Annotated in this window: 16 protein-coding genes; all 16 read right to left on the reverse strand. The window is 59.4% G+C overall.

The genetic code is table 11. From position 1 onward, the window contains the following. Positions 1–219: 219 nt before the first annotated feature. Positions 220–2061: a sensor histidine kinase gene (locus PV407_RS22775; protein WP_332092296.1), complete on the reverse strand. Its 1842-nt coding sequence runs from the start codon at positions 2059–2061 to the stop codon at positions 220–222. Continuing rightward, on the reverse strand, positions 2058–3077 hold the full coding sequence (locus PV407_RS22780; RefSeq protein ID WP_332092297.1) for a response regulator transcription factor: 1020 nt from the start codon (positions 3075–3077) through the stop codon (positions 2058–2060). The genes PV407_RS22775 and PV407_RS22780 overlap by 4 nt, the downstream gene beginning before the upstream one ends. 39 nt (positions 3078–3116) lie before the next feature. Then, positions 3117–5261 (reverse strand): TIM-barrel domain-containing protein, encoded by a 2145-nt coding sequence (locus tag PV407_RS22785; RefSeq protein ID WP_332092298.1) that lies wholly within the window; start codon positions 5259–5261, stop codon positions 3117–3119. Between the two features lie 42 nt (positions 5262–5303). Continuing rightward, on the reverse strand, positions 5304–6266 hold the full coding sequence (locus tag PV407_RS22790) for a Gfo/Idh/MocA family protein (protein ID WP_332092299.1): 963 nt from the start codon (positions 6264–6266) through the stop codon (positions 5304–5306). Between the two features lie 184 nt (positions 6267–6450). Next, complete coding sequence (locus tag PV407_RS22795) at positions 6451–6699, reverse strand: hypothetical protein (protein ID WP_332092300.1); 249 nt, start codon at positions 6697–6699, stop codon at positions 6451–6453. A 24-nt stretch (positions 6700–6723) separates the two neighbouring features. After that, a complete protein-coding gene (locus PV407_RS22800) occupies positions 6724–7809 on the reverse strand; it encodes an ABC transporter substrate-binding protein (protein ID WP_332092301.1) in 1086 nt (361 codons plus the stop codon). Positions 7810–7972: 163 nt separating this feature from the next. Next, the gene (locus PV407_RS22805; RefSeq protein WP_332092302.1) at positions 7973–9529 is read right to left on the reverse strand and encodes an extracellular solute-binding protein; all 1557 of its coding nucleotides are present in this window, start codon (positions 9527–9529) and stop codon (positions 7973–7975) included. 139 nt (positions 9530–9668) lie between these two features. Continuing rightward, positions 9669–10538 (reverse strand): carbohydrate ABC transporter permease, encoded by an 870-nt coding sequence (locus tag PV407_RS22810; protein WP_332092303.1) that lies wholly within the window; start codon positions 10536–10538, stop codon positions 9669–9671. A 29-nt stretch (positions 10539–10567) separates the two neighbouring features. Continuing rightward, complete coding sequence (locus PV407_RS22815) at positions 10568–11524, reverse strand: ABC transporter permease (protein ID WP_332092304.1); 957 nt, start codon at positions 11522–11524, stop codon at positions 10568–10570. Positions 11525–11811: 287 nt separating this feature from the next. After that, positions 11812–13080, reverse strand: a complete 1269-nt coding sequence (locus tag PV407_RS22820; protein ID WP_332092305.1) for a glucuronate isomerase — start codon at positions 13078–13080, stop codon at positions 11812–11814. 715 nt (positions 13081–13795) lie between these two features. After that, positions 13796–14176 (reverse strand): cupin domain-containing protein, encoded by a 381-nt coding sequence (locus PV407_RS22825; RefSeq protein ID WP_332092306.1) that lies wholly within the window; start codon positions 14174–14176, stop codon positions 13796–13798. Between the two features lie 2 nt (positions 14177–14178). Continuing rightward, a complete protein-coding gene (mgrA, locus tag PV407_RS22830; protein ID WP_332092307.1) occupies positions 14179–15186 on the reverse strand; it encodes an L-glyceraldehyde 3-phosphate reductase in 1008 nt (335 codons plus the stop codon). 202 nt (positions 15187–15388) lie between these two features. Next, on the reverse strand, positions 15389–17404 hold the full coding sequence (locus PV407_RS22835) for a methyl-accepting chemotaxis protein (RefSeq protein WP_332092308.1): 2016 nt from the start codon (positions 17402–17404) through the stop codon (positions 15389–15391). A 1126-nt stretch (positions 17405–18530) separates the two neighbouring features. Beyond that, positions 18531–19133, reverse strand: a complete 603-nt coding sequence (locus PV407_RS22840) for a 2'-5' RNA ligase family protein (RefSeq protein WP_332092309.1) — start codon at positions 19131–19133, stop codon at positions 18531–18533. Positions 19134–19226: 93 nt separating this feature from the next. Then, a complete protein-coding gene (locus PV407_RS22845; protein ID WP_332092310.1) occupies positions 19227–19505 on the reverse strand; it encodes a DUF1294 domain-containing protein in 279 nt (92 codons plus the stop codon). After that, a complete protein-coding gene (locus PV407_RS22850) occupies positions 19502–19972 on the reverse strand; it encodes a RidA family protein (RefSeq protein WP_332092311.1) in 471 nt (156 codons plus the stop codon). Before PV407_RS22850 ends, PV407_RS22845 begins: the two co-directional genes overlap by 4 nt. Positions 19973–19980: the final 8 nt, after the last annotated feature.

Raw genomic sequence — 19980 nt, forward strand, 5'->3', positions numbered from 1 at the left:
AAAAAATCGGCCCTTTTTGTCGTATGATTGGGCGAAGACGCAAAGTCCCAAGACGCGGCCGCGCCGTCAGGACTGACGGACTGACGGACTTTTCTGCGCAACCCGATCCTTTTTACCGCCGCAACGGCAGAAGTGCGGGAAACGAGCCGGAAACGTATTGTTCCCGCTACTTCGGCTACCAAAAAAACCGGCAAACGCCGGGCAATCCGCCCTATCCCCTTACAACGCTTCCGCGAGCCCGCCCCGCGAAGAGCGGGCGGCGGGCATGACGAGCGTCATTTTCGTGCCGCGCTGCTCCTCGCTTTCGATCCGCAGCCCGTATTCGTCTCCGAACACCATCTGAATGCGCCGATGCACGTTCATGATCCCGATGCCGCTTCCGGGCCCGGTTCCGTCTGTCGCGCCGTCGGCCAGCCGGTTCGCGTTCAGCTTCTCCCGCAGCTCGAGCAGCCGCCGCGGCGGGATGCCGCATCCGTTGTCCTCGACCGTCACCCAGAACAGCCCGTTCTCCTCCCCGCAGTCGATGCGGATGAAATGATAATCTTCGACGCCGTCGGGGAAAGCGTGCTGGAACGCGTTTTCGACGAGCGGCTGAAGGGAGAGCCGGACCATCGCGTGCAGCAAATAATCCGGCTTGATGGCGACGTCGATCTCGAACTCGCGGCCGATCCGGTGCTGCATGACGATCAAATAGTGCATGACGTGCTTCAGCTCGTTCGCGACCGTTATTTCCTCCACGTTCGTCTGTACCGAATAACGCAGCATGTAGGCAAGCGCCTTGACGATTTCGGTAATTTCCTCGGAATCCTGCACGGCGGCGTAGCAGACGATCGTTTCGAGCGTATTGTACATGAAGTGCGGGTTGATTTGCAGCTGCAGCGACTGGTACTCGGCCTTCTGGCGCTCCATCCGGATCTCCTGGTTGTTCAGCTCGACCCGAACCACATGGTCGACCGCGTCCGACAGCCGCTTCACCATCGTATTGTACCGCTGCATCAGCTCGACGATCTCGTCGCGGTGCCGGGGCAGCGGGATCGGGACCCAATTGCCCTTCTCCGTTTCCCGCATGCCCGATTTCAGCAGCTGGATCGGCTTCGTGATCGATTTGCCGAACCGGTAGGCGAGCAGGACGGCCAGCAGCAGCGAAAGCAGGCCGACGACGAGCGTGGTGGCGCGGATGTTCGCGACAGGCTTGCGCAGCTCCTCGAGCGGCATCGAGACGACGAGCCTCCACCCGGAATAGTCCGAGGCGCGCGCCATATACATGCGCTCGACCCCCTCCTCGTCGCTGCCGAAAAACGCGTTCGTGCCCGCCTCCTCCAGCTTGCGGCTGAACGAACCGGTCACGAGGCTGCCGACCTTCGCCCGGTCGGGATGATAGACGTAATGTCCTTTGGCGTCGATGATGAACATGCTGCCGTATTTGCCCAGGTCGACCCCTTTCCAAAGAGCCGACAAATCGCTGGCACGCATCTCGATCGCCAAAAAGCTGTTCAGCTCGGGCGACGTATACCCCCGGATGCGGCGTACGAGCGTCAGCATCTGGTTGTCCCGATCGTCCAAAATGCTGTGCCCCAAAATGCTGAGCCGCCCGTCCGGGGTCGTATTTTCGAGAAAATAGTCGCGCTGCTCCCGAATGTCTTCCTTGCCGAACGACTGCTCGTTCACCTCGTTAAAATAATAAACGGCGTTGCCCTTGTCGCTGATCAAATAGATTGCGGCCAGCTTCGGATTGCGGATGAACAGCGGATCGGCGCCGATCTCGCGGATTTGCTTCCGGTACGAATAGTAGTCGTACGCTTCCCGGTCGCCCGGCAAATCGATGAACTCCATCACCTGCCGGATCGTCAGCAGCGACAGGATCGACCTCTCGTAGTCTTTCAAGTACAGCTCGGTATGGTGCGCGGCGTTGCCGATCAGCTGCGCCATCTGGTTTTCCGCCTGCACGTCGAGCTCGCGGGACGACGTTCGGTAGGAGAAAAACCCGACGCTGCCTACCGGCAAAATGATGACGACCAGAAAGTAGACGAAGAGCTTCTGGTACAAGCTTTTGATTCTCATTTGATGCCGAGCCCCGTCCGGTAATCGGAAGGCGAGACGCCGACGATCTTTTTGAACGTTTTCGTAAAATGCGGGTAGTCGTCATACCCGACTTCGGCCGCGACGTCGACGATCCGGATGTGGGGCACGGAAAGCAGCTCCTTCGCCTTCTCCATCCGTTTGTTGATCCGGTATTTGACGAACGTTTCGTTCGTCATCTTCTTGAACAATGCACTGAAATAGGTCGGCGTCAGCCCGACCATCGCCGCCACCTGCTCGAGCGATATTTCCTGCGACAGCCGGCCGTCGATGTACGCCTTCGCTTCCTCCATCGGATCGCGGAAATTGCCGGAGCGGACGGCGAACAGCGCGTCGGCCATCTGCATCAGGCATTGCTCGAACGCCTCCAGCGCTTCCTTCACCCCGGTCGCCCGCATATACGTTTTGTCCGAAACCGGGGCATATTTGCGCGCCTCGAACCGTTTCAGCAGCAGCGTATGGCAGTCGTCCAGCAGCTCCTTGAGCTGCGCCAGCGGCATTCCGGCCGACACGCAATGGTCCCGCCACCGCTGCGCGACCTCGCCGAGCTCGTCTTTTTGCAGCGCCCATATATGCTTCTCCATCCGATCGATCCATTCGACGTATCGGGAAGGCGGCATGTAGCCTCTCGCGGGCCGGCGGACGAGCCGGTCCAGCACCTCGTGAATGTCCGGCTTCGTCACCGGCTTGAGCAAGTAATGCTTCACGCCGAACCGCATGCACGTCTGGGCGTACTCGAAATCGTTATAGCCGGAAATGACGACGATCGCGATATGCGGATACTCCTCCTGCAGCACCCGGCTCAGCTCGAGCCCGTCCATCTTCGGCATGCGAATGTCCGTGAGCACGATATCCGGCTCCGACTCGCGAATGCGCTCCAGCGCGGCGATTCCGTTTTCCGCGGTCGTTATTCGGGAGAAAGACGGCGTGTACCGCTCCGTCATTTTGACCAAACCGCTGCGAATGACAGGTTCATCGTCTACGACAAGTACATGCATCGATCTTCCTCCTTGTTCGGTCAAAATCGCCGGCCGCCTCTATTCCGCCTCGGCCGGAAGCTTCGTCCGGGCGAACGTCCAGCCGGCTTCGCGGTACGAAAAAGCGGCCCCGTCCGGTCCGGTCAGCTCGCCGGCGTAGCCGCCGTCCGGCTTCCGGGTCACCCGCGCCGTCCACCAGCCGCACCGGCCGGCCTCGTAATCGAACGTCTCGCCGTCGTCGTCGTACAGCCGGCATTCGCCGTCCGCCTCGCCGAAGTGCACGAACGTCAGCGGCGTCGTTTCGCCGGCCGCCGGCACGCTCGGCAGGGCGGGGATCGTCGGAATGACCGCGCCGTCGCGGACGAACACCGGAATATGCTCGAGGCCGGTCCGGACGCGGACGACGCGCCCGCCCTCGTAACGGCTTCCGGTCTCGAACCCGTACCAGACGCCGGGCGGCAGCAGCACGTCGCGCTCCGTCTCCCCTTCGAACAGCGGCGCCACGAGCAGCGCCTCCCCGACCATATATTGGTCGTCCCATTGCTTGCCCGTCCGTTTCCCGTAAGCGGCGTCGGTCGTATTCAATATTTCGCTTTCGTCCCCGGCGAGCTTCGCTTCCGCTTGCGCCGTTTGCTCCGGACCGACGACGAACGGCATCGCCCGAAACGGCGGAACGCCGTCCTCCCGATACGCGGCGAAAGCGGTATACAAATACGGCAGCAGCCTCATGCGCAGCTTGATGTAATGCCGGACGATCGGCTCCGCCTCCGGATACGACCACGGCTTCGTCCCGTCGCCCCAGGCGTTCAGCATCGCGAGCGGAGAAAAGCAAACCGTCTGCATCCGTCTCACCCAGTCTTCGGCGTTCCGCGCCTTCCGCACCTCGGGGGTCCACAGCAAGCCGCTGAACGAAGCGTTGCACAGCGCGCGAATAAACTGCCGATGGTCGTACAGGTCGGAATACAGCACGTACGGCATCGGCGACGCTCCGGCGTTCGAAGCGCGGACGAGCCCGTACGTTCGCCGGTTACGGCTGCGGAACAAGTCGCCGGTCATTTTCTGAAAGAGAAGCCCGTACAGCTGCCGCATCCGTTCCCCGTCCAAACCGGACGGGAATTCGGCGTGCGCCGGAAACATCCAGGCGTTGTTCGTCAGCTCGCTGCCGTCGCATTCGTCCAGCTTGTAGCCGCTTACGCCGATGGCGGCATGGCGCCGGTCGTGCTGCTCCTTGTACGCCTCCGCCGCTTCCGGCAGCGTGTAATCCGGCGCGATGCCGCCCCATACCGTATGGCTGCCGGACAACGGCTCGAGCGCGGCGTACAGCTCGCTGTCCGGCGAGACGTACGGATGCTCCCACAGGTTGACGCGGAAGCCGTTTTCGCTCATCCGCTCCACAAACCGCCGCGGATCGGGAAACCGCTTACCGTCCCACTCGTACGTGACCGGGTAGCTTTTGCTGTGCCAGCCCGGCTCCAGTCCGATCACGTCGCACGGGAAGTCCCGCTTCCGGAACTCGAGCGCTTCCTCGAACGCTTCGTCCGCGTCGAACAGCTTCGGCACGCGGTGCCAGAAGCCGAGCCCCCATTTCGGCGGGAGCGCACCGCCGCCGCAAAACAAGTTGTACCTGCGTACGACCGCTTCCAGCGTCGGACCGGCGAACACGTAAATGTCCGCGCCTTCCGGCGGCAGCTGGATTTCGGCGCGCGGCGAAACGAGCGTCGCTTTCCAGCCGGAATCCGCATTGCGGTCGCGCACCCGGTCCCTGGCCGCGTCGCCGCGCCGCATCGTGGAGCCGAGATGCATCGTGACGATGGCCGAGCTGTCGACGAGCACGCCGTAGCCGCGATCGCTGACGTAAAAAGGGACGGGCGCGTGGCTTTCGCCGGTATCCTGCTTCGGATCGCTGTTTACCCGCAAATAGCGCGTTCGCCCGCGCTGGTTCATCCGCATGAACTGCAAGCCCGTCCCGTACAGCTTCTCCGTTTCGCCGAGCGGGAAGCTGACGATGCATCCGCGTCCGCGGCTTCCGGCATCGAACAGCCGCATCTCGCCGAGCTCGAACGGCGGCTCGCCTTGCGGCAATCGTTCCATCGCTTCCAGTCGCGGGGACGCTCCGATCCACGAAAGCGGCGTCGGCTTCCCCGGGTTTCCGACGGTCGTGCGCCATACTCCCGGCGCCGCCGCTATCCATATTTGTTCCTTCATCGTCAAGGACCTCCCTCGGTTCACCTGCACATGATGGCGCGCCTACAAGCGGGGCAGCGTGACTCGCGTCCGCCCGCCGGATTCGGCCGACAGCTTGGCGAAATGGACGAGCGCCTGCGTCTTCAAGTAGTCGCGTCCGCTCGTCTCCGCTTCCCGCTTCTCCCGCAGCGACGCCACGAATTCGCTCAGCGCGTCCGACGCGTCCACGCCGGCGAAATCGTCGACCGGCTCGGTGCGGCCGCCCGCGGTCAGCCGGATCGATTGGCCGATCAGCTCGATCGCGCCTTCCGTCCCTTCGATGCGCCAGTCGCCGCTCCAAGGCGTCTCCGGCCCTCTCGCCGCGATCGACGCGGAGTAGCCGGCCGCGATGCCGCCCTCCATCTCGACGATCGCCTGGGCGCTCAGCACCGCCCCTTCCTCCCGCCAGCCGCCGGGCGGGTTGAACAGCCTCGCCTGAACGGCTTCGCCTTCCCGGCCGGTCAAATACCGCAGCAGATCGAAATGATGTACGCCGATATCGTCGAGCATTTGCACCGTATAATTCCGCTCGACCCGATGATACCGGTAAAACCGGATGTCGATAAACGACACGTCCCCGATCGCGCCCTGCTCCAGCAGCTGCTTCATTTTGCGCATATGCGGGAAGCGGCGGTAATTTTCCGCGATCATGAACGGGATGTTCTCCTTCGCCGCCCGCGCCACGATGTCGACCGATTCGCCATAGTCGAACGAAATCGGCTTCTCGCACAGCACCGGCAGCTTGCGGTCGAACGCCGCGTGATTGACGGCCGAATGCGCGCCCGGCGGCGTCACGTTGACGACGAAATCGGCGCTTTCTTGTTCCAGCGCCTCCGCAAGCGACGTATAGAACGGGAACGGATCGTTCCCCATCTTCGCCTTCATGGCGATATTCGGCTCCGCGACGGCCGCCAGCAGCCCCCGATCGCGCAGCCGCTTGTACCAGCCGAAGCCTGCGGCTCCCAAGCCGACCAAAATCGCTTTCATCCGCGAATCCCTCCGTCCGTCGTTAGGTAATCGTTTGTAATCGTTTGCAATCGATCCGATCGGTTCCATTATCGGTCGCGGAGACGGCCCTGCGGAATAGAAGCGTTTACGGTGCCATGTGTTTTTTTACGATTGTAACACAAAACGATTCCCTTCGGACAAAGGGAATCGCTGCCTGGCGCCTTCATTTGGTTTTCGCGTCCTCCAGCCGCTTGTTGGCGTCTTCCTCGGCTTTCCGCAGCGCGGTATTGATATCGCCCGAGATCGCGTCGCCGGGAATTTTCACGTAAGGCGACTCCAAACCCGTGTCGTATATCGTTTTGTACGGAATCGGCGCGAATTTGTTGAAAAAGACCGCCTTCAAGTTTTTGTCCTTCCATTTGCTTTCCGAGCCGTACAGCTTTTGGACCGCTTCGTTTTTGAGCGAAGTCATGACGCCTTTCCTCGACAAGTGCGCCTACGCTTCCTCCGACACCAAATAGTTGATCACTTCCATCGCTTCGTTCTTATGCCTGCTGTTGCTCGTGACGCTGAAATAAGTCGGGTACCCTTGCGAGCCGACGCCCGGCAGCTCCTTGAACGTCGGCAGCGCGACCAAATCCCAGTTCAACGTTTCGAAGCCTTTGTCGATCAGCATGCTCGACGACAGCAGCGCGAACGTCGCCGACTGCTGCGTTTGGAAAAATTCGGGCGTATACGGCCCTTTGTTGTATTTCGCGAAAAACTCCTTGTACCCTCCGGCGACCATCGGGGCGATGAAGGCGGTTTCGTTGAACGTTTTCCAGCCTTCGCCGTTGATCGCCGATTTCCCCGTCTTCTCGTCGACGTACGGCAGCGACATCTGGTTCATGCGCAGCATGTGGGTGCCCGAGAAATTGTAGCCGACGTACTGCTTGTCGCCGTCGCTGCGGTTGAACGTTTTGACCGATTCGGTAAATTCGTCCCACGTCATGCCGTCCTTCGGATACGACGCGCCGAACTTGTTGTAAATATCTTTGTTGTAATACAGGACGACGTTGTTGTTGAATACCGGTACGCCGTACATTTTGCCGCCGGCCAGCTGCTTCATGGCGTGGACGAGGCTCGGCTCGAAGCGGGCCAGGTCGATTTGCGCCAGCTTGATCAGATCGGTCATGTCCGTCTGCAGATTGCTCCCGATCAGTCCGTTCATCATGAATGCGATGGAGTCGAAATAAAGATCCATCGGAGCGTTCGCCGCGATCATTTCTTTCACGCCGTACTCTTTCGTCGATTTCACGTATTTGACGGTCCATTTCGGAAACTGCTTCTGAATGATCGCGCCGAACCGCTCGTTCCAGCTTTCCTCGGAATCGCCGCTCGTCGAGACGACGTAAAGCTCCACCGGCTGATTCGGATCGGCCAGCGGCTTGGCCGTTTCCGGCTTTTTCGTCCCGCCGGCGCCTCCGGACGCTCCTTCTCCCGCCGACGGTCCCGCCGCGTTATTGCCGCCGCATCCGGCCACTGCGGCCGTCAGAAGCGCCGCAAGCAGCGCGCCGCCGAAACGTTTGCCCACATCAACCATTCGTATCCCCCCGCCACATCGTATCGAGCGCGTTCGAACCGGGCTCGTATTGAAGTGTAGCGGGCGCCGGTCTTTCCGGCTATTGGATATTTTTGATCGGGGACGATCGGAACGTTTGGATATTTTTGCCTCGATGGAATTTTCTTGATTCGGCGTCCGGCTTCTATTTCCGGTCGATCATGATCGCGCCCTGCTTGTTGTTCCACCGCTCGGTCGCTTCCCTGATGATCTCGTTGCCGCCTTTCGCCTTATACTCCTCGATCACTTTCGGCCAGTCGGAAATCGGCTCTTTGCCGTAAATCATTTTGACCATATGATCGATGATCAGCTTCGGCCCGACGTCCGGCTGCGGCGCCGCGAGGTCCGGATATTTCGAGAAGCTGTTCAACTCCGGGTAGAAGCCGATTCCGGGCAGCCCCTCCTTCGACAAGACGTCGTCGAACGCCTTCAGCGTCGCTTTGCCGTCGTCGTTCAGCTCGAGCCGCGGCTTGTTGTAGGTCGAATCGTGAACGGCCCAAAGCGTTCCGCTGCGGAACCCTTCTTCTTCCGTCTCCTCCTTCGTCTTCGGGAACTTGTAGTTGATTTTGCCGCCTTCCTTCGTGTACGTGTCGCCTTCGATTCCGAACGTGAAGAACGTTTCCGCTTCCGGCGTCAGCATCCAGTCGAAAAATTTGACGATGGCGACGGCGGTGTCCGGCTTCACGTTTTTGTTGATATAAAAGGAGCGGACGAACGGAGTATAGAAGAAATAGCCGCCCTTCCCTTCCGGCCCTTTCGGCGAGGCGATAATGTCCACCTTCGCTCCCGGCGCGGCCTGGCCGATGTTGAGGCGATAATTCGGCAGCCCCGCGGCGTTCGCCGACCAGATGCCCGGTTTTCCGGCGTCGATGCTTTTCGTATAGTCGGTCGACGAAATCGTGGCGAATTCTTTCGGAATGAGCCCTTCGTCGTACATCGTCTTGTACACCTGCAGCGCCTTCATCATATTTTCCGCGTCGAAAAACTTCGGCACGACTTGTCCGTTCACCAGCTCGAACTGGTCTTTGTACGGCAGGACGTCGAACGCGCCCAATACGATATCCGCGTACTTGAAATTTTCGCGCATCTGGTACGGCGTTTCGACGCCCAGCTTCTTAAATGCCCGCAGCACGTTCAAAAATTCGTCGATCGTCTTCGGCGGCGTAAGGCCCGTTTTTTCGAGCAGATCGGTGCGGATGTACGTCGCCCGGCGGGACGGGTTGCTTAAAAATTCCGGTATGCCGTAAATTTTGCCGTTGTACGATACGGTATCCCACGCCGCCTTCGGGACCGTTTTCATCAAATTCGGCGCATGCTTTTTCAGCAGGTCGTCGAGCGGCATAAAGACGCCGCTTTCCACCGAGCCGGCCATCGATTTGCTGCCCGGTCCGCCGATGCTGCCGACGACGTCGGGTATGTCGTTCCCCGCGAACATGACGCCGTACTTCGAATCTTCCATCACCCTCATGTCGATGTCGGTATTCGTCAGCTCCTCCAGCTTCAGCACCCATTTGTCCTTGTTCAAGTCGACCCGGGTATGATAGCCCGTGCTGACGGTCGTCGGGTATACAATCGAAAATTTCGCTTTTTGGGCCGCGCCTTCCTGACCGCTCGTCTGCGGCTCCGCCGGTTTGCCGGAGCAGCCGGCGACGACCGTTGTGCCGAGCACGACCGTCAATCCGATATGTATCGTCTTCTTCATGAGCTCCCCTTCTTTCCGAGATGTTCGTGAAACCGTTTACCCAAGATTCATTATAGGGAGTGCGACGGAAGTCCTGAATGTGATTATTTAAGCCTGCCTGTAATTTTATACGATTCGGTTCGTGCGCCGGCGCCGTCTCTTACGATTTGATCGACCCTACCATCATGCCTTGAATGAAATGCTTTTGCAAGAACGGGTAGACGAGCATGATCGGCACGGTCGCCACGACGATGACCGCCATTTTGATTCCTTCCGGGGAAAGGAACATAAGCAGCTCGGAGCCGACGTCCGATTGGCCGAATTGGTCCGTAAACACGATTTCCCTCAGCCGCACCTGAAGCGGAATCCATTGCCGATGGTTGATGTAAAATACCGCTTCCGAGTACCGGTTCCAATGCGCGACCGCGTACATGATGCCCATCGTCGCCATCGCCGGCTTCGATAACGGAAGCACGATTTTCCACAGCATGCGAAACTCCCCGCAGCCGTCGATTTTCGCCGAGTCGAGCAGCTCGTTCGGCACATGGATGAAAAACGAGCGCATGACGAACAAGTTGAACGCGCTGATCGCCATCGGCAGCATGAGCGCCCAAAGCGTATCGAGCAGGCCGAGCTGTTTGACCAGCAAGTAGTTCGGAATGAGCGGCGCGCTGAAGATGAGCGTAAACAGCACCATAAGCAGCACCGCTTTCCGGTATACATATTCCGGACGCGACAGCGGATAAGCGAGCGTAGCGGTCATCGCCAAATTGATGAACGTCCCGAACACGGTGACGATGACGCTGTTGCGGAAGCCGACCCAGATCGTCGAATCCTGCAAAATGAGCTTGTAGCTGCCGACCGTAAAACCGACCGGCCAAAACAGCACTTTGCCCGAATTGATCGCCACGTTGTTGCTGAACGACTGCGCGATAATGTGCAGCAGCGGAAGCACCATGCTGAGCCCGAGGGCGCCGAGCAGGACGATGTTGAACGCGTTGAACAGTTTTTGGCCTCTGGTCATTATCATAGCGGTTCGCCTCCCGTTTCCGCCGCGGATCAGTACAAGCTTTCCCCGGTCATTTTCTTGCTGAACGTGTTGCCGGCGACGATGAGCGCGAGGCCGACGACCGATTTGAACAGACCGATCGCGGTCGTGTAGCTGTACTGGCGGTCGACGAGGCCGGCGCGGTATACGTACGTGTCGATGATTTCCCCGTTTTCGCTATTGAGCGGATTGAGGAAGACGAACACGCGCTCGAAGCCGAAATCGAGGAAGTTGCCGATTTGCAGCAGCAGCAAAATGACGATGGTCGGCATGATGCTCGGGATCGTAATCGAAATCGTCTGCCGCCAGCGGCTCGCCCCGTCGATTTGCCCGGCCTCGTACAATTCCGGGTTGATGCCGGCGATCGCCGCCAAATAAATGATCGTCCCCCAGCCGCTGTCTTTCCAGATGCCCGATCCGATCAGAATGGAGCGGATGTACGAGTTTTCCCCCATGAAATAGATCGGCTCGAAACCGAACATCGCGATGACTTTGTTGACGATGCCGGTCGACGGCGACAGCACCCCGACGACGACGCCTCCGACGATGACCCACGATAAAAAGTGCGGCATGTAGACGACCGTTTGCACGATCCGTTTGTACGCCATGACGCGCAGCTCGTTCAGCAGCAGCGCCAGCACGATCGGAAACGGAAACGCGAAGACGAGGTCGTACAGGCCGATCAATATCGTATTTTTCAAGATCGTCAAGAATTCGGCATATTGAAACATGCGCCGGAAGTTGTCCAACCCGACCCAGGGGCTTCCCGTGATTCCTTTGAAAATGTTGTAATTTTGAAAGGCGATGACGGAGCCGAACAGCGGGATATATTTGAAGATGAGAAAATAAACGATGCCCGGCACCGATATGGCGTACAGCGCCCAATATTTGCGGATGAACGCCCGCTTTTGGCGGCTTGTCGCAAACTGGTACGTCATTTGATCGGACGGCTTGATTTTGGCGGCCATGAGCTCCTCCCCTTCTGCCTTTGTGTCTCGTTCGTTCCGGATACGAAGTCCGAATTCGGTCGGGAATTGCCCCTGCATCGCTCTCTTGAAATCAAGCTGCCCTTCCAAAAGCCTGCAGATGCAACTCGTTTCAAATGCGGGCGTAACCGTTCCGAGGCAGTTTCTTTTTCTCCATCGTTTAACCGAATCATTTCGTGATTGCCCGGTCGGACTTCGTATCCCATTCTCATCTTATCCGGCCCGGCTTGGAGCAGCCATGGCGTAACTTAGAAGCGGGCTGTGTTTTTTTACGATGCCCCGTAGCGCGCGGACGCGCTCCGGTACAGCCAATCTTCGGCCACCTGCAGGGCGGCTTCCCGATCGATCCAGCCCTCTTCCGTCTGCTTCCACAGAAAATCGGCCAGCAGCCGCTTCACGAGCCATATTTTGCCGTAGCTCCATTCGATGCAGCGCGCGTCGGAGACGATCAGCGAGCTTTTCAGCGCCGGCAGCGCCTCGAACCGGTACTGCATCGCGTCCCGGTACGTGCTCGCCCGGAAATTGAACCACCACAAGCCGCCGACGCTGACGTTCGGGAAGTTCCAGGCCGCCTGGACGACGTCCAAATTGTTCAGCTCGGAGGCGACGACCAGCTCGAACGGGCACTTGTACGTCTCGAACAGCGCGCTCAGCTTCAGGATGCGCGCCGTGTCGTTGGCCGGCACGGCGGTTCCGCACCACGAGCGCTCCACGCCGAGGAACAGCTGGACGAGCATGCCGCGGCGCTCCGCTTCGCCGGCGATTTCGTGCAGCAGCAGCATCAAGATGTCGTCCCGGCCGATGCCGGGGCCAACATGCTTTTTCTCGTGCGCGCTGGAGTCGTATCGCGGCAGCGTCGTCATTATGCCCGGGCAGCCATCGTCGCGGTATTGCGCGATCAGCGCCTTGATCGTCTCCCGCGTTCGCGCGAAGGCGGCCGCGGGATCGCCGGCCTCCGCGATGTCCCGCACCCAGCCGCCGAGCTTGCCGTCGATTCGCGGGATGAGCACGGCATTGTCGCGCATGCCGCGGAAGTCGGCGTGCTCCGCGACGTTGACGACGAACCGCCGCACGTTCAGCCGATCGGCCACGTCCTGGGCCCGGTTCGGCGATCGGGAGGAACGTTTGACCGCCGCATCCGCCTCGCGGACCGATGCTTCGTCCGTAATGTCGATGCCGTACAATTGGTTGAAAATTTGGGTGAACACCCGGTTCATCAGCGTATTTCGCGTCGCCCGGTACGCGTCCAAAAACGCCCGGATGCGCTCTTCTTCGGGCAGCTCGGCCGCATGGGGCGGATAGCCGCCCGCCTCCAGCTCCCGCTTCAGCCAAAAATAGTCGGCGATTTCCCAAAAATCCCGCGCGCAAAGCCGATCGCCGACGAGATGGGTATGCGTGTCCAGCACCGGAAGCCGCATAATTCGCTCCGTAAATTCGCTCTTTCTTGCGCTCGTTTCGCGCGTTCCTGGTATTTCGCTCGTTTCGCTCGTTTCGGGCGTTTCGCGGGTATCGCGCGTTTCGTTCGTCTGTTCGTTCATCGTCAGTCCGCCTCCTTGCGTATCGGTTGTACGGCTTGATCGTACCGCGATGTCGGGCGGCGGGCCATGGCGTATTTTCCGAGGGGCTGTCATTTTTTAAGATCGGCTCGTTCCTTGGATAAAATGGCCTGCTCCCGCCCATGGGAGCCTGCCTCTTTTTTCAACGGATCCGATGCGACCGTTGTCCGACGAAGTGGAACGCGGACCTTCGGTATTGCGTTTTCGGTTGATCGAAGGTTGGGGCGAACCGTTGTTAGGGGTGCATCGTATGGAGGCAGCGGGCCGGGAACGTAACGGACACCACGGACGCTATTTCGCCAAAAACGGCCGATTTCGAATTGTAACGGACATCACAGCGCTTATTTGCTCCGAAACGCGTCCAAAAAGGGGCATTTTCGCCAAATAAGTGCTATCGTGTCCGTTAAAAATCGAAAAGGCCGAAATCGGCCTATATAGAGGCCGCCATGTCCGTTAGCATTGCGGAACAGCTGCTTCCGCCTCAAAAGTTCCGGCAAAAAAGCGCCGCAGGACATGTGCGAATGTCCTGACGGCGCCTTTATGGCCGCATATGTGCAGTTCGTTTTACCGGCCCGGCGGCCAGGCCGATCCGGATCGCGTGTACGCCTTCCCGAAGCTTCTCGGCCTTCAGCTTCACAGGAAACACGCCGCTTTCAACGGCAGAACGCGAACGTATGCGTTTCGGTCAAAACGCCGTTCACCCCGGCTCGCTTCCTTCCCGCAGCTGGTTTTTGTGCCGGATGTTACCGGCATGGCACCAGAGCGTGACGATCGGGTCGTCCTCGCTCGAGCACAGATGGTGATCCTCGCCAGGCTCCACGACAACAATGTCGCCGACCGCCACCGGATGGCGCACGCCGTCGATTTCCATCGTCCCGCTTCCCTGCAAAATGACGAACGCTTCGCGATCGCGGTGCACGTGATAGTCCCGGCCTTCGGGGCCGTCGTTCGTATGGCTGCGCTCGCCAGGCTTCGCGAACGCGAGCCCGCCCGAGCTCAAATAAGCGCCGGGGAGCAAATCCCCGAGAAAATGTCCGCCGCGGCTATCGGCCAGCTCGCTTAACCTTAATCTGATCATCGTTACGCCCCTCCGTCTTCTCCGCTCAAAATGCGTTCGATCCGCTCCAGCTCGTCTTGCGTGAAATTCGGCTTCCTGAGCGAGCCGATCACGTCGTCGAGCTGCTCCGTCTTGCTTGCGCCGACGAGCGCGGACGTGACGCGGCCTTCCCGGAGCACCCAGGCGATCGCCATCTGGGCGAGACTTTGCCCGCGCTCCTCCGCCATTCGGTTCAGCTTGCGCGATTTATCGAGCTTTTCCTCGGTAATGTCGGACGCGTTCAAAAATACGCTGCCGCCCGCGGCCCGCGAATCGGCCGGAATCGACCGCAAATACCGGTCGGTCAGCAGCCCCCGCGCCAGCGGACTGTACGCGATCGAGCCGACGCCTTCCTCGGCGAGCGTTTGCTGAAGCCCTTGCTCGGGCCGCCGCTCGTACATCGAATAGTGCATCTGATGAATGAGGCACGGCGTACCGAGGCTTTTCAAAATGTCGACCGCCCGCTTCGTTTGCTCCGCGCCGTAATTCGATATGCCGACATACAGCGCCTTTCCTTGACGAACCGCATGGTCGAGCGCCTGCATCGTTTCTTCGAGCGGCGTTTCCGCGTCGAACCGGTGCGAGTAAAAGATATCGACATACTCCAGCCCGAGACGCTTCAAGCTTTGGTCCAGGCTGGCGAGCATGCTTTTGCGCGAGCCCCGTTCGCCGTACGGCCCCGGCCACATCCGGTACCCCGCTTTCGTGGAAACGATCAGCTCGTCCCGGTACGGCGCCAGGTCGGATTTCAAAATGCGGCCGAACGTTTCTTCCGCCGATCCCGGCGGCGGCCCGTAATTGTTGGCGAGGTCAAAATGCGTAATGCCGGCATCGAACGCCTTGCGCACGAGAAGCCGTCCGTTCTCGAAGCTGTCGACGCCTCCGAAATTGTGCCACAGACCGAGCGACAGCGCCGGCAGCTTCAGGCCGCTGTTGCCGCACCGATTGTAAACCATCTCCGAATACCGCTCTTCCGGCGGTGTGTAGACCATTGGACGTTCCACCCTTCCAAAAATACGTTTTCGTATGGCGCGGCATCGTCCGGAACAGCTCCTCCGCCCGGCACGCTCCCCTCCAGTATAAGGAAGAAAACGGCGGACCGGTATGGCAAAAATTGAGCCGGCGCTGTCTTTTTTTAAGCGGCGGCGCAAAACGACCGCACGAGGCTGCAAGCCCCGCGCGGTCGATCGGCGTTTATTCCAATTTGAAAACCCGCACCAATTCGCTCAATTCCTTCATCAGCTTGTCCACCGATTGCGCGGAAGAGGCGATATCTTCCGTAATCGCCGTCTGCTCCTCGGCGGAGGCGGCCACCGATTGCGAATTGTCGGCCGACTGCTTCGAGATGCCGACCATGTCCAGGATCGAGGCGGTGATTTGCTCGGTGCCGGCCGACATTTGCTCGGTCGTGGCGGACACCTCCTGAATCTGCGCGGATACTTCGCGGACGGAGGCGCGGATGTTCGCGAACGCCTCGCCGATCTGCTCCATTTTGACGATGCCGCCGCTGATTTCCGAGACGTTGCTGCGCATCGATTCGACGGCTTTGTTCGCCGACGCCTGAATCAACCGCACGATGTCGGCGATGCCGGAAACGGAGTGCGCCGTCTGCTCGGCCAGCTTCTTGACCTCGTTCGCGACGACCGCGAAGCCGCGTCCCTGCTCCCCCGCCCGCGCCGCTTCGATGGAAGCGTTGAGCGACAGCAGCGACGTCTGGTTCGCGATGTCCGTAATGACGTCGACGATTTGCCCGATTTGCTCGGACTGGGCGGACAGCTCGCCGATGACCGCCGACGAGTCGTGCGCTTTTTCCGCGATCACGTTCATTTGCGCGATAGCCGCCTGGATGTCGACATAACCCGCTTCGACCTCGGACGCCACGTTCGCCGTCTGATCGGATACGACGCCCGACGATTCGGCGATCCGCTGCACGCCGGCGGCCGACTCCTCCATCGCCCGCGCCGACTGCTCGGCGCCCATCAGCTGGCTTTCCGCCCCGTTCGCCACTTCCTCGATCGCCGCTGCGATCTGTGCGGCCGCTTGCGCGGATTGCCCGGCCGCCTGCAGCAAATCGTTCGAAGCGGCGGACACCTGGCTTACGGCATGATGGATTTTGCGGACGATATCGCCGGTCGAATCGACCATCCGGTTAATGTTTTGGCTCATCCTGCCGATTTCGTCGCCGGAGCGGACGTCCAGCCGCCGGCTCAAATCGCCCTCCGCCACGCGGCCCATAAAGGCCGAGATGTTCTCGATCGGCTTGCTGATCGAACGCGTTATCGCGATGGAAACGGCGGCGGCGAGCGCGATAATGACGATCATGAACATAACGGCGATCCGCTGCACTTCCGACACTTTGGCGAACACTTCGCCCGTCGGCACCGTCACGATCAGCTTCCATGCCGTATTCGGAATCGTATCGTAGTATGTAATCACTTCTTTGCCGTCGCTGCCGACGTAGGTGACGCTGCCGCTCGGCGAGGCGACGATCGTTTCGAACGCTTTCTTCGCGCCTTCGGCCGTTTCGAACTCGGCAAGCGATTTGCCGATCCTGGCCGGATCGGGATGCGTATAATATTCGCCGGCGCCCGAGATGATGTACCCGTAGCCCGTATCGGCCACGCGAATGCTGGCGGTCAACGTCGTCAAAATGTCGGGCGATACCGAGGCCGACAGCATCCCGGCGAAGTCGCCCGACTCGGTGACGATCGGCACGTCGATCGGCAGCACGTACTTGTTCGTCTTTTTGCTGATCAGCATATCGGCGATAACGGGCTGCTTCGTTTCTTTCGCTTTCTTGAAATGATCGCGGTCGGCGATATTGAGCGCGACGAAGCCCGTATCGACGCCGTCGCCGTTTGCGCCGATCACGTTGAACGTCGTCACCTGTTCGTCGCTTTCGTCCAGCACTTTCAGCACCGGAATGATTTTCGCCGGATCGGCCGTTTGAAACTCTTTGCGCTGCTTGATGAGCGACTGCATGAAGCCGATTTTGCTCTGCATCCATTCGTCCAGCCGCGCGACGTTGGAATCGAGCACTTGGTTTACGACCTTCGCATTTTCCTCCCGCGTCACGTTGCCGAAATAGTTCAAAAAAAACAGCGTGGAAACGAGCAGCGGAACGATAGCCAGCAGCAGCATGACGACCGCGTATTTTTTGCGGATCGATACGTTGCGAAAGCCGGCGGTGAACGTTTGGTTTGACGACATCGACTTTCCTCCGATTTCCAATATGGGCGTGCAAGCATGATGATATCACATTTTGTCGATTTATGAATGATTTTATCGAAATTTGATGGAGAATTGAAATGGGATGCGCCTGCAAGCACTTGATCACCGCATAAATGCCCATTTCGATTTGCGTTTCGGCGAACTTTGACAGCCGATTGTCCCGGCCTATAGTCCGGCCGCCGTCCTTCGCTCCTTGGAAGGCCGACCTACCGGTCCGGTCGTGGGCAGACCGCTTCCGCCGCCGAGAACGGGCGTAAAGCGGTACTGGCAAAAAAATCTCGTAGCAGTACGTTTGCCAAGGTAAACGGCCCGAACGGGCCTCGTTTGCCGAAAATAAAGTCTCAGCCGTCCGCCGGATTGCAGCCGGCGCGGCTTCGGTTGAAGGAGCGGTCTCGAACGTCCGCTTGTTTCCGGGTTAACCGGTTGGACATAAGAAAACCGCTGGAGAATAATGCTCCAGCGGTCATTCACGAGCAAGCCCATCCATCGGCAGCGGGATAGGATTGGGGATTGGGCTCAGCCCCTGCCTCGGTCGTGTTGTCTTTATGAGAAGATGGCGGCGCCATCGCGACTTCATAAGCAGACCGTGATCGTTCCGCCTAATCCCCATTCCTTCGGGTTCCTGCGAGCAGCGTTCGACTTCTCCCCGTTTCCCGGTACGGACATACGGCTAACGAACCTACCAATCGTTATCGAAGTCAATTGCGGAGGTTTCAATTTGTAACGAATCGTTGTATCGTTATATCCGGCAAATCGGCTCGTTTTCCTCCACTTTCGGCTCGATAACGATACTTCGATTCGTAAGCCTTGAAAAACGCTCGTTTTCCCGTCCATAAGCATCATACGATTCGTTACGGTCGACCCGGGTCCGCCCGGTTGTCGAGAAGCATGAAATCTTCCCTGAATACTTCCCTAGCTTCGGCTCCGGCCTCGACTTCGGGTTCGGCTATGGTTCGAAAAGCCTTCCTCGCTATAACACTTCCCGGCGATTACAAAAAGCCGCATCGTTGTTGCAACCCGGCTTCCGGTCGGTACGGCGATTATGCCCTGCCATAGCGGACGCAGCCGTTTCGCTGCGCTGCCGGAACCGATTCGATTATGAGACCTATGGCTTTGCTCCCAAACGGAACGCTTGCACCGGAGTCGTTCCGAGCTGCCCGGTCGTTGTTTTCTCGTGACGATACAGCCATATCCGGCTCAACATAAAGCGGATGTCCACTTTCGCCGCTTCCGCCGATCTCGCGACTCGCCGCGCCGTCCGTTCGTCGATCCCCGTTGTAAGACTGACATGCGGAACGTACTCCTCCTCCAAGAGCCGGATGTCCGTCGGCCCGATCAGCGATGCGAGCCGCGAGGCCAATCCGGCCCGATACTGCACGAACCGGTCGAAGTCGTCGGTTCGCCCGTCGCACTCCAGCATCACGATCATGCGCGATGACTCATACCGGTGCCGCCGAACGGCCGTCTTGTTCAAACGGATCGCGAAAGGTTCGGTTGCGCCGCACGATTCCTCGATCGCTCCCATCAGCGCCGGCAGCGCATCCGCATCCTCCATGAGCGGAAATCGACCGATGACGGTCATATGGCTTCCCCACGGCGACAAGCTCGCGCCTGACGTGCCGGCGACCCAGCCGGCCAAAGCTTGTTCGGCCGCTTCCGGCACCATCGCATGCAGGCTGTACGTTATTGCATCGATACCGCCGTCCATTTCGGCGCCGCCTCCTCGCGCAATGTTAGTTCCGGCAACGTAAAAAGACAGATATCCCGCAAAGGTACATCTGTCTCCTTTTACCAACAAAAGTTACGAACCGAACAGCTTGACGAGCAGCGCGGCGCAAACGACGTTCAAGATGAGCAAAGCCGGAATGCCGAGCTTGAACGAAACGTGCTTCGTCTTATGGCGGAACGAGCGCATGCCGAGCCAAGCGCCGGCCGCGCCGCCGGCCGCCGCGATCCAAAACAGCCGCTTCTCCGGGATGCGCCGCTCGTTGCGCTTCGCCATCAGCTTGTCGTACCCGAAGACGAAAAACCCGGCCGCGTTGATCGCCAACACGTATAAAATGATAACGGCGATTTTCATCCTTTGAGCGACACGACCATTTCCACTTCGGTCGAGGAGCCCAAAGGCAGCGTATGGATGCCGAGGGCGGCGCGCGCATGCTTGCCGGCGTCGCCGAACAGTTCGACGAGCACCTCGCTCGCCGCGTTCATAATGTCCGGATGCTCGGTTACGTCCTCGGTGCAGCTCAAATAGCCGGTCACCTTCAGCACCCGCTCCACGTTTTCGAGCCCGACTTCCCGGTCGAGCGCCGTCAGGCAGTTCAAAATCGAAAACGCGGCGGAACGTTTGCCGTCCTCGATCGACACGTTCGCGCCGATGCGGCCTTTAAACAGCAGCTCTCCCGCCGAAAACGGGACGTTGCCGGACACGTAAGCGATCCGCCCGTCCACCCGTACCGGCAAAACGAGCTTCGGGTCTTTGACCGCCGGCGATTCCTGAAAGCCGAGCTTTTCCTTCACTTGATTAAACCGTTCTCTTACGGACATATGTAAAT

The sequence above is a fragment of the Paenibacillus sp. GYB003 genome, assembly GCF_036577625.1.
In the GTDB taxonomy this organism is placed as follows: domain Bacteria; phylum Bacillota; class Bacilli; order Paenibacillales; family NBRC-103111; genus Paenibacillus_AB.

What these genes read in the sequence shown, in the direction of transcription:
- PV407_RS22790 (WP_332092299.1), bottom strand. Translation starts at nt 6,266, where the DNA reads ATGAAAGCGATTTTGGTCGGCTTGGGAGCCGCAGGCTTCGGCTGGTAC.
- PV407_RS22785 (WP_332092298.1), bottom strand. Translation starts at nt 5,261, where the DNA reads ATGAAGGAACAAATATGGATAGCGGCGGCGCCGGGAGTATGGCGCACG.
- PV407_RS22780 (WP_332092297.1), bottom strand. Translation starts at nt 3,077, where the DNA reads ATGCATGTACTTGTCGTAGACGATGAACCTGTCATTCGCAGCGGTTTG.
- PV407_RS22850 (WP_332092311.1), bottom strand. Translation starts at nt 19,972, where the DNA reads ATGTCCGTAAGAGAACGGTTTAATCAAGTGAAGGAAAAGCTCGGCTTT.
- PV407_RS22795 (WP_332092300.1), bottom strand. Translation starts at nt 6,699, where the DNA reads ATGACTTCGCTCAAAAACGAAGCGGTCCAAAAGCTGTACGGCTCGGAA.
- PV407_RS22800 (WP_332092301.1), bottom strand. Translation starts at nt 7,809, where the DNA reads ATGGTTGATGTGGGCAAACGTTTCGGCGGCGCGCTGCTTGCGGCGCTT.
- mgrA (WP_332092307.1), bottom strand. Translation starts at nt 15,186, where the DNA reads ATGGTCTACACACCGCCGGAAGAGCGGTATTCGGAGATGGTTTACAAT.
- PV407_RS22775 (WP_332092296.1), bottom strand. Translation starts at nt 2,061, where the DNA reads ATGAGAATCAAAAGCTTGTACCAGAAGCTCTTCGTCTACTTTCTGGTC.
- PV407_RS22815 (WP_332092304.1), bottom strand. Translation starts at nt 11,524, where the DNA reads ATGGCCGCCAAAATCAAGCCGTCCGATCAAATGACGTACCAGTTTGCG.
- PV407_RS22845 (WP_332092310.1), bottom strand. Translation starts at nt 19,505, where the DNA reads ATGAAAATCGCCGTTATCATTTTATACGTGTTGGCGATCAACGCGGCC.
- PV407_RS22820 (WP_332092305.1), bottom strand. Translation starts at nt 13,080, where the DNA reads ATGAACGAACAGACGAACGAAACGCGCGATACCCGCGAAACGCCCGAA.
- PV407_RS22825 (WP_332092306.1), bottom strand. Translation starts at nt 14,176, where the DNA reads ATGATCAGATTAAGGTTAAGCGAGCTGGCCGATAGCCGCGGCGGACAT.
- PV407_RS22810 (WP_332092303.1), bottom strand. Translation starts at nt 10,538, where the DNA reads ATGATAATGACCAGAGGCCAAAAACTGTTCAACGCGTTCAACATCGTC.
- PV407_RS22805 (WP_332092302.1), bottom strand. Translation starts at nt 9,529, where the DNA reads ATGAAGAAGACGATACATATCGGATTGACGGTCGTGCTCGGCACAACG.
- PV407_RS22840 (WP_332092309.1), bottom strand. Translation starts at nt 19,133, where the DNA reads ATGGACGGCGGTATCGATGCAATAACGTACAGCCTGCATGCGATGGTG.
- PV407_RS22835 (WP_332092308.1), bottom strand. Translation starts at nt 17,404, where the DNA reads ATGTCGTCAAACCAAACGTTCACCGCCGGCTTTCGCAACGTATCGATC.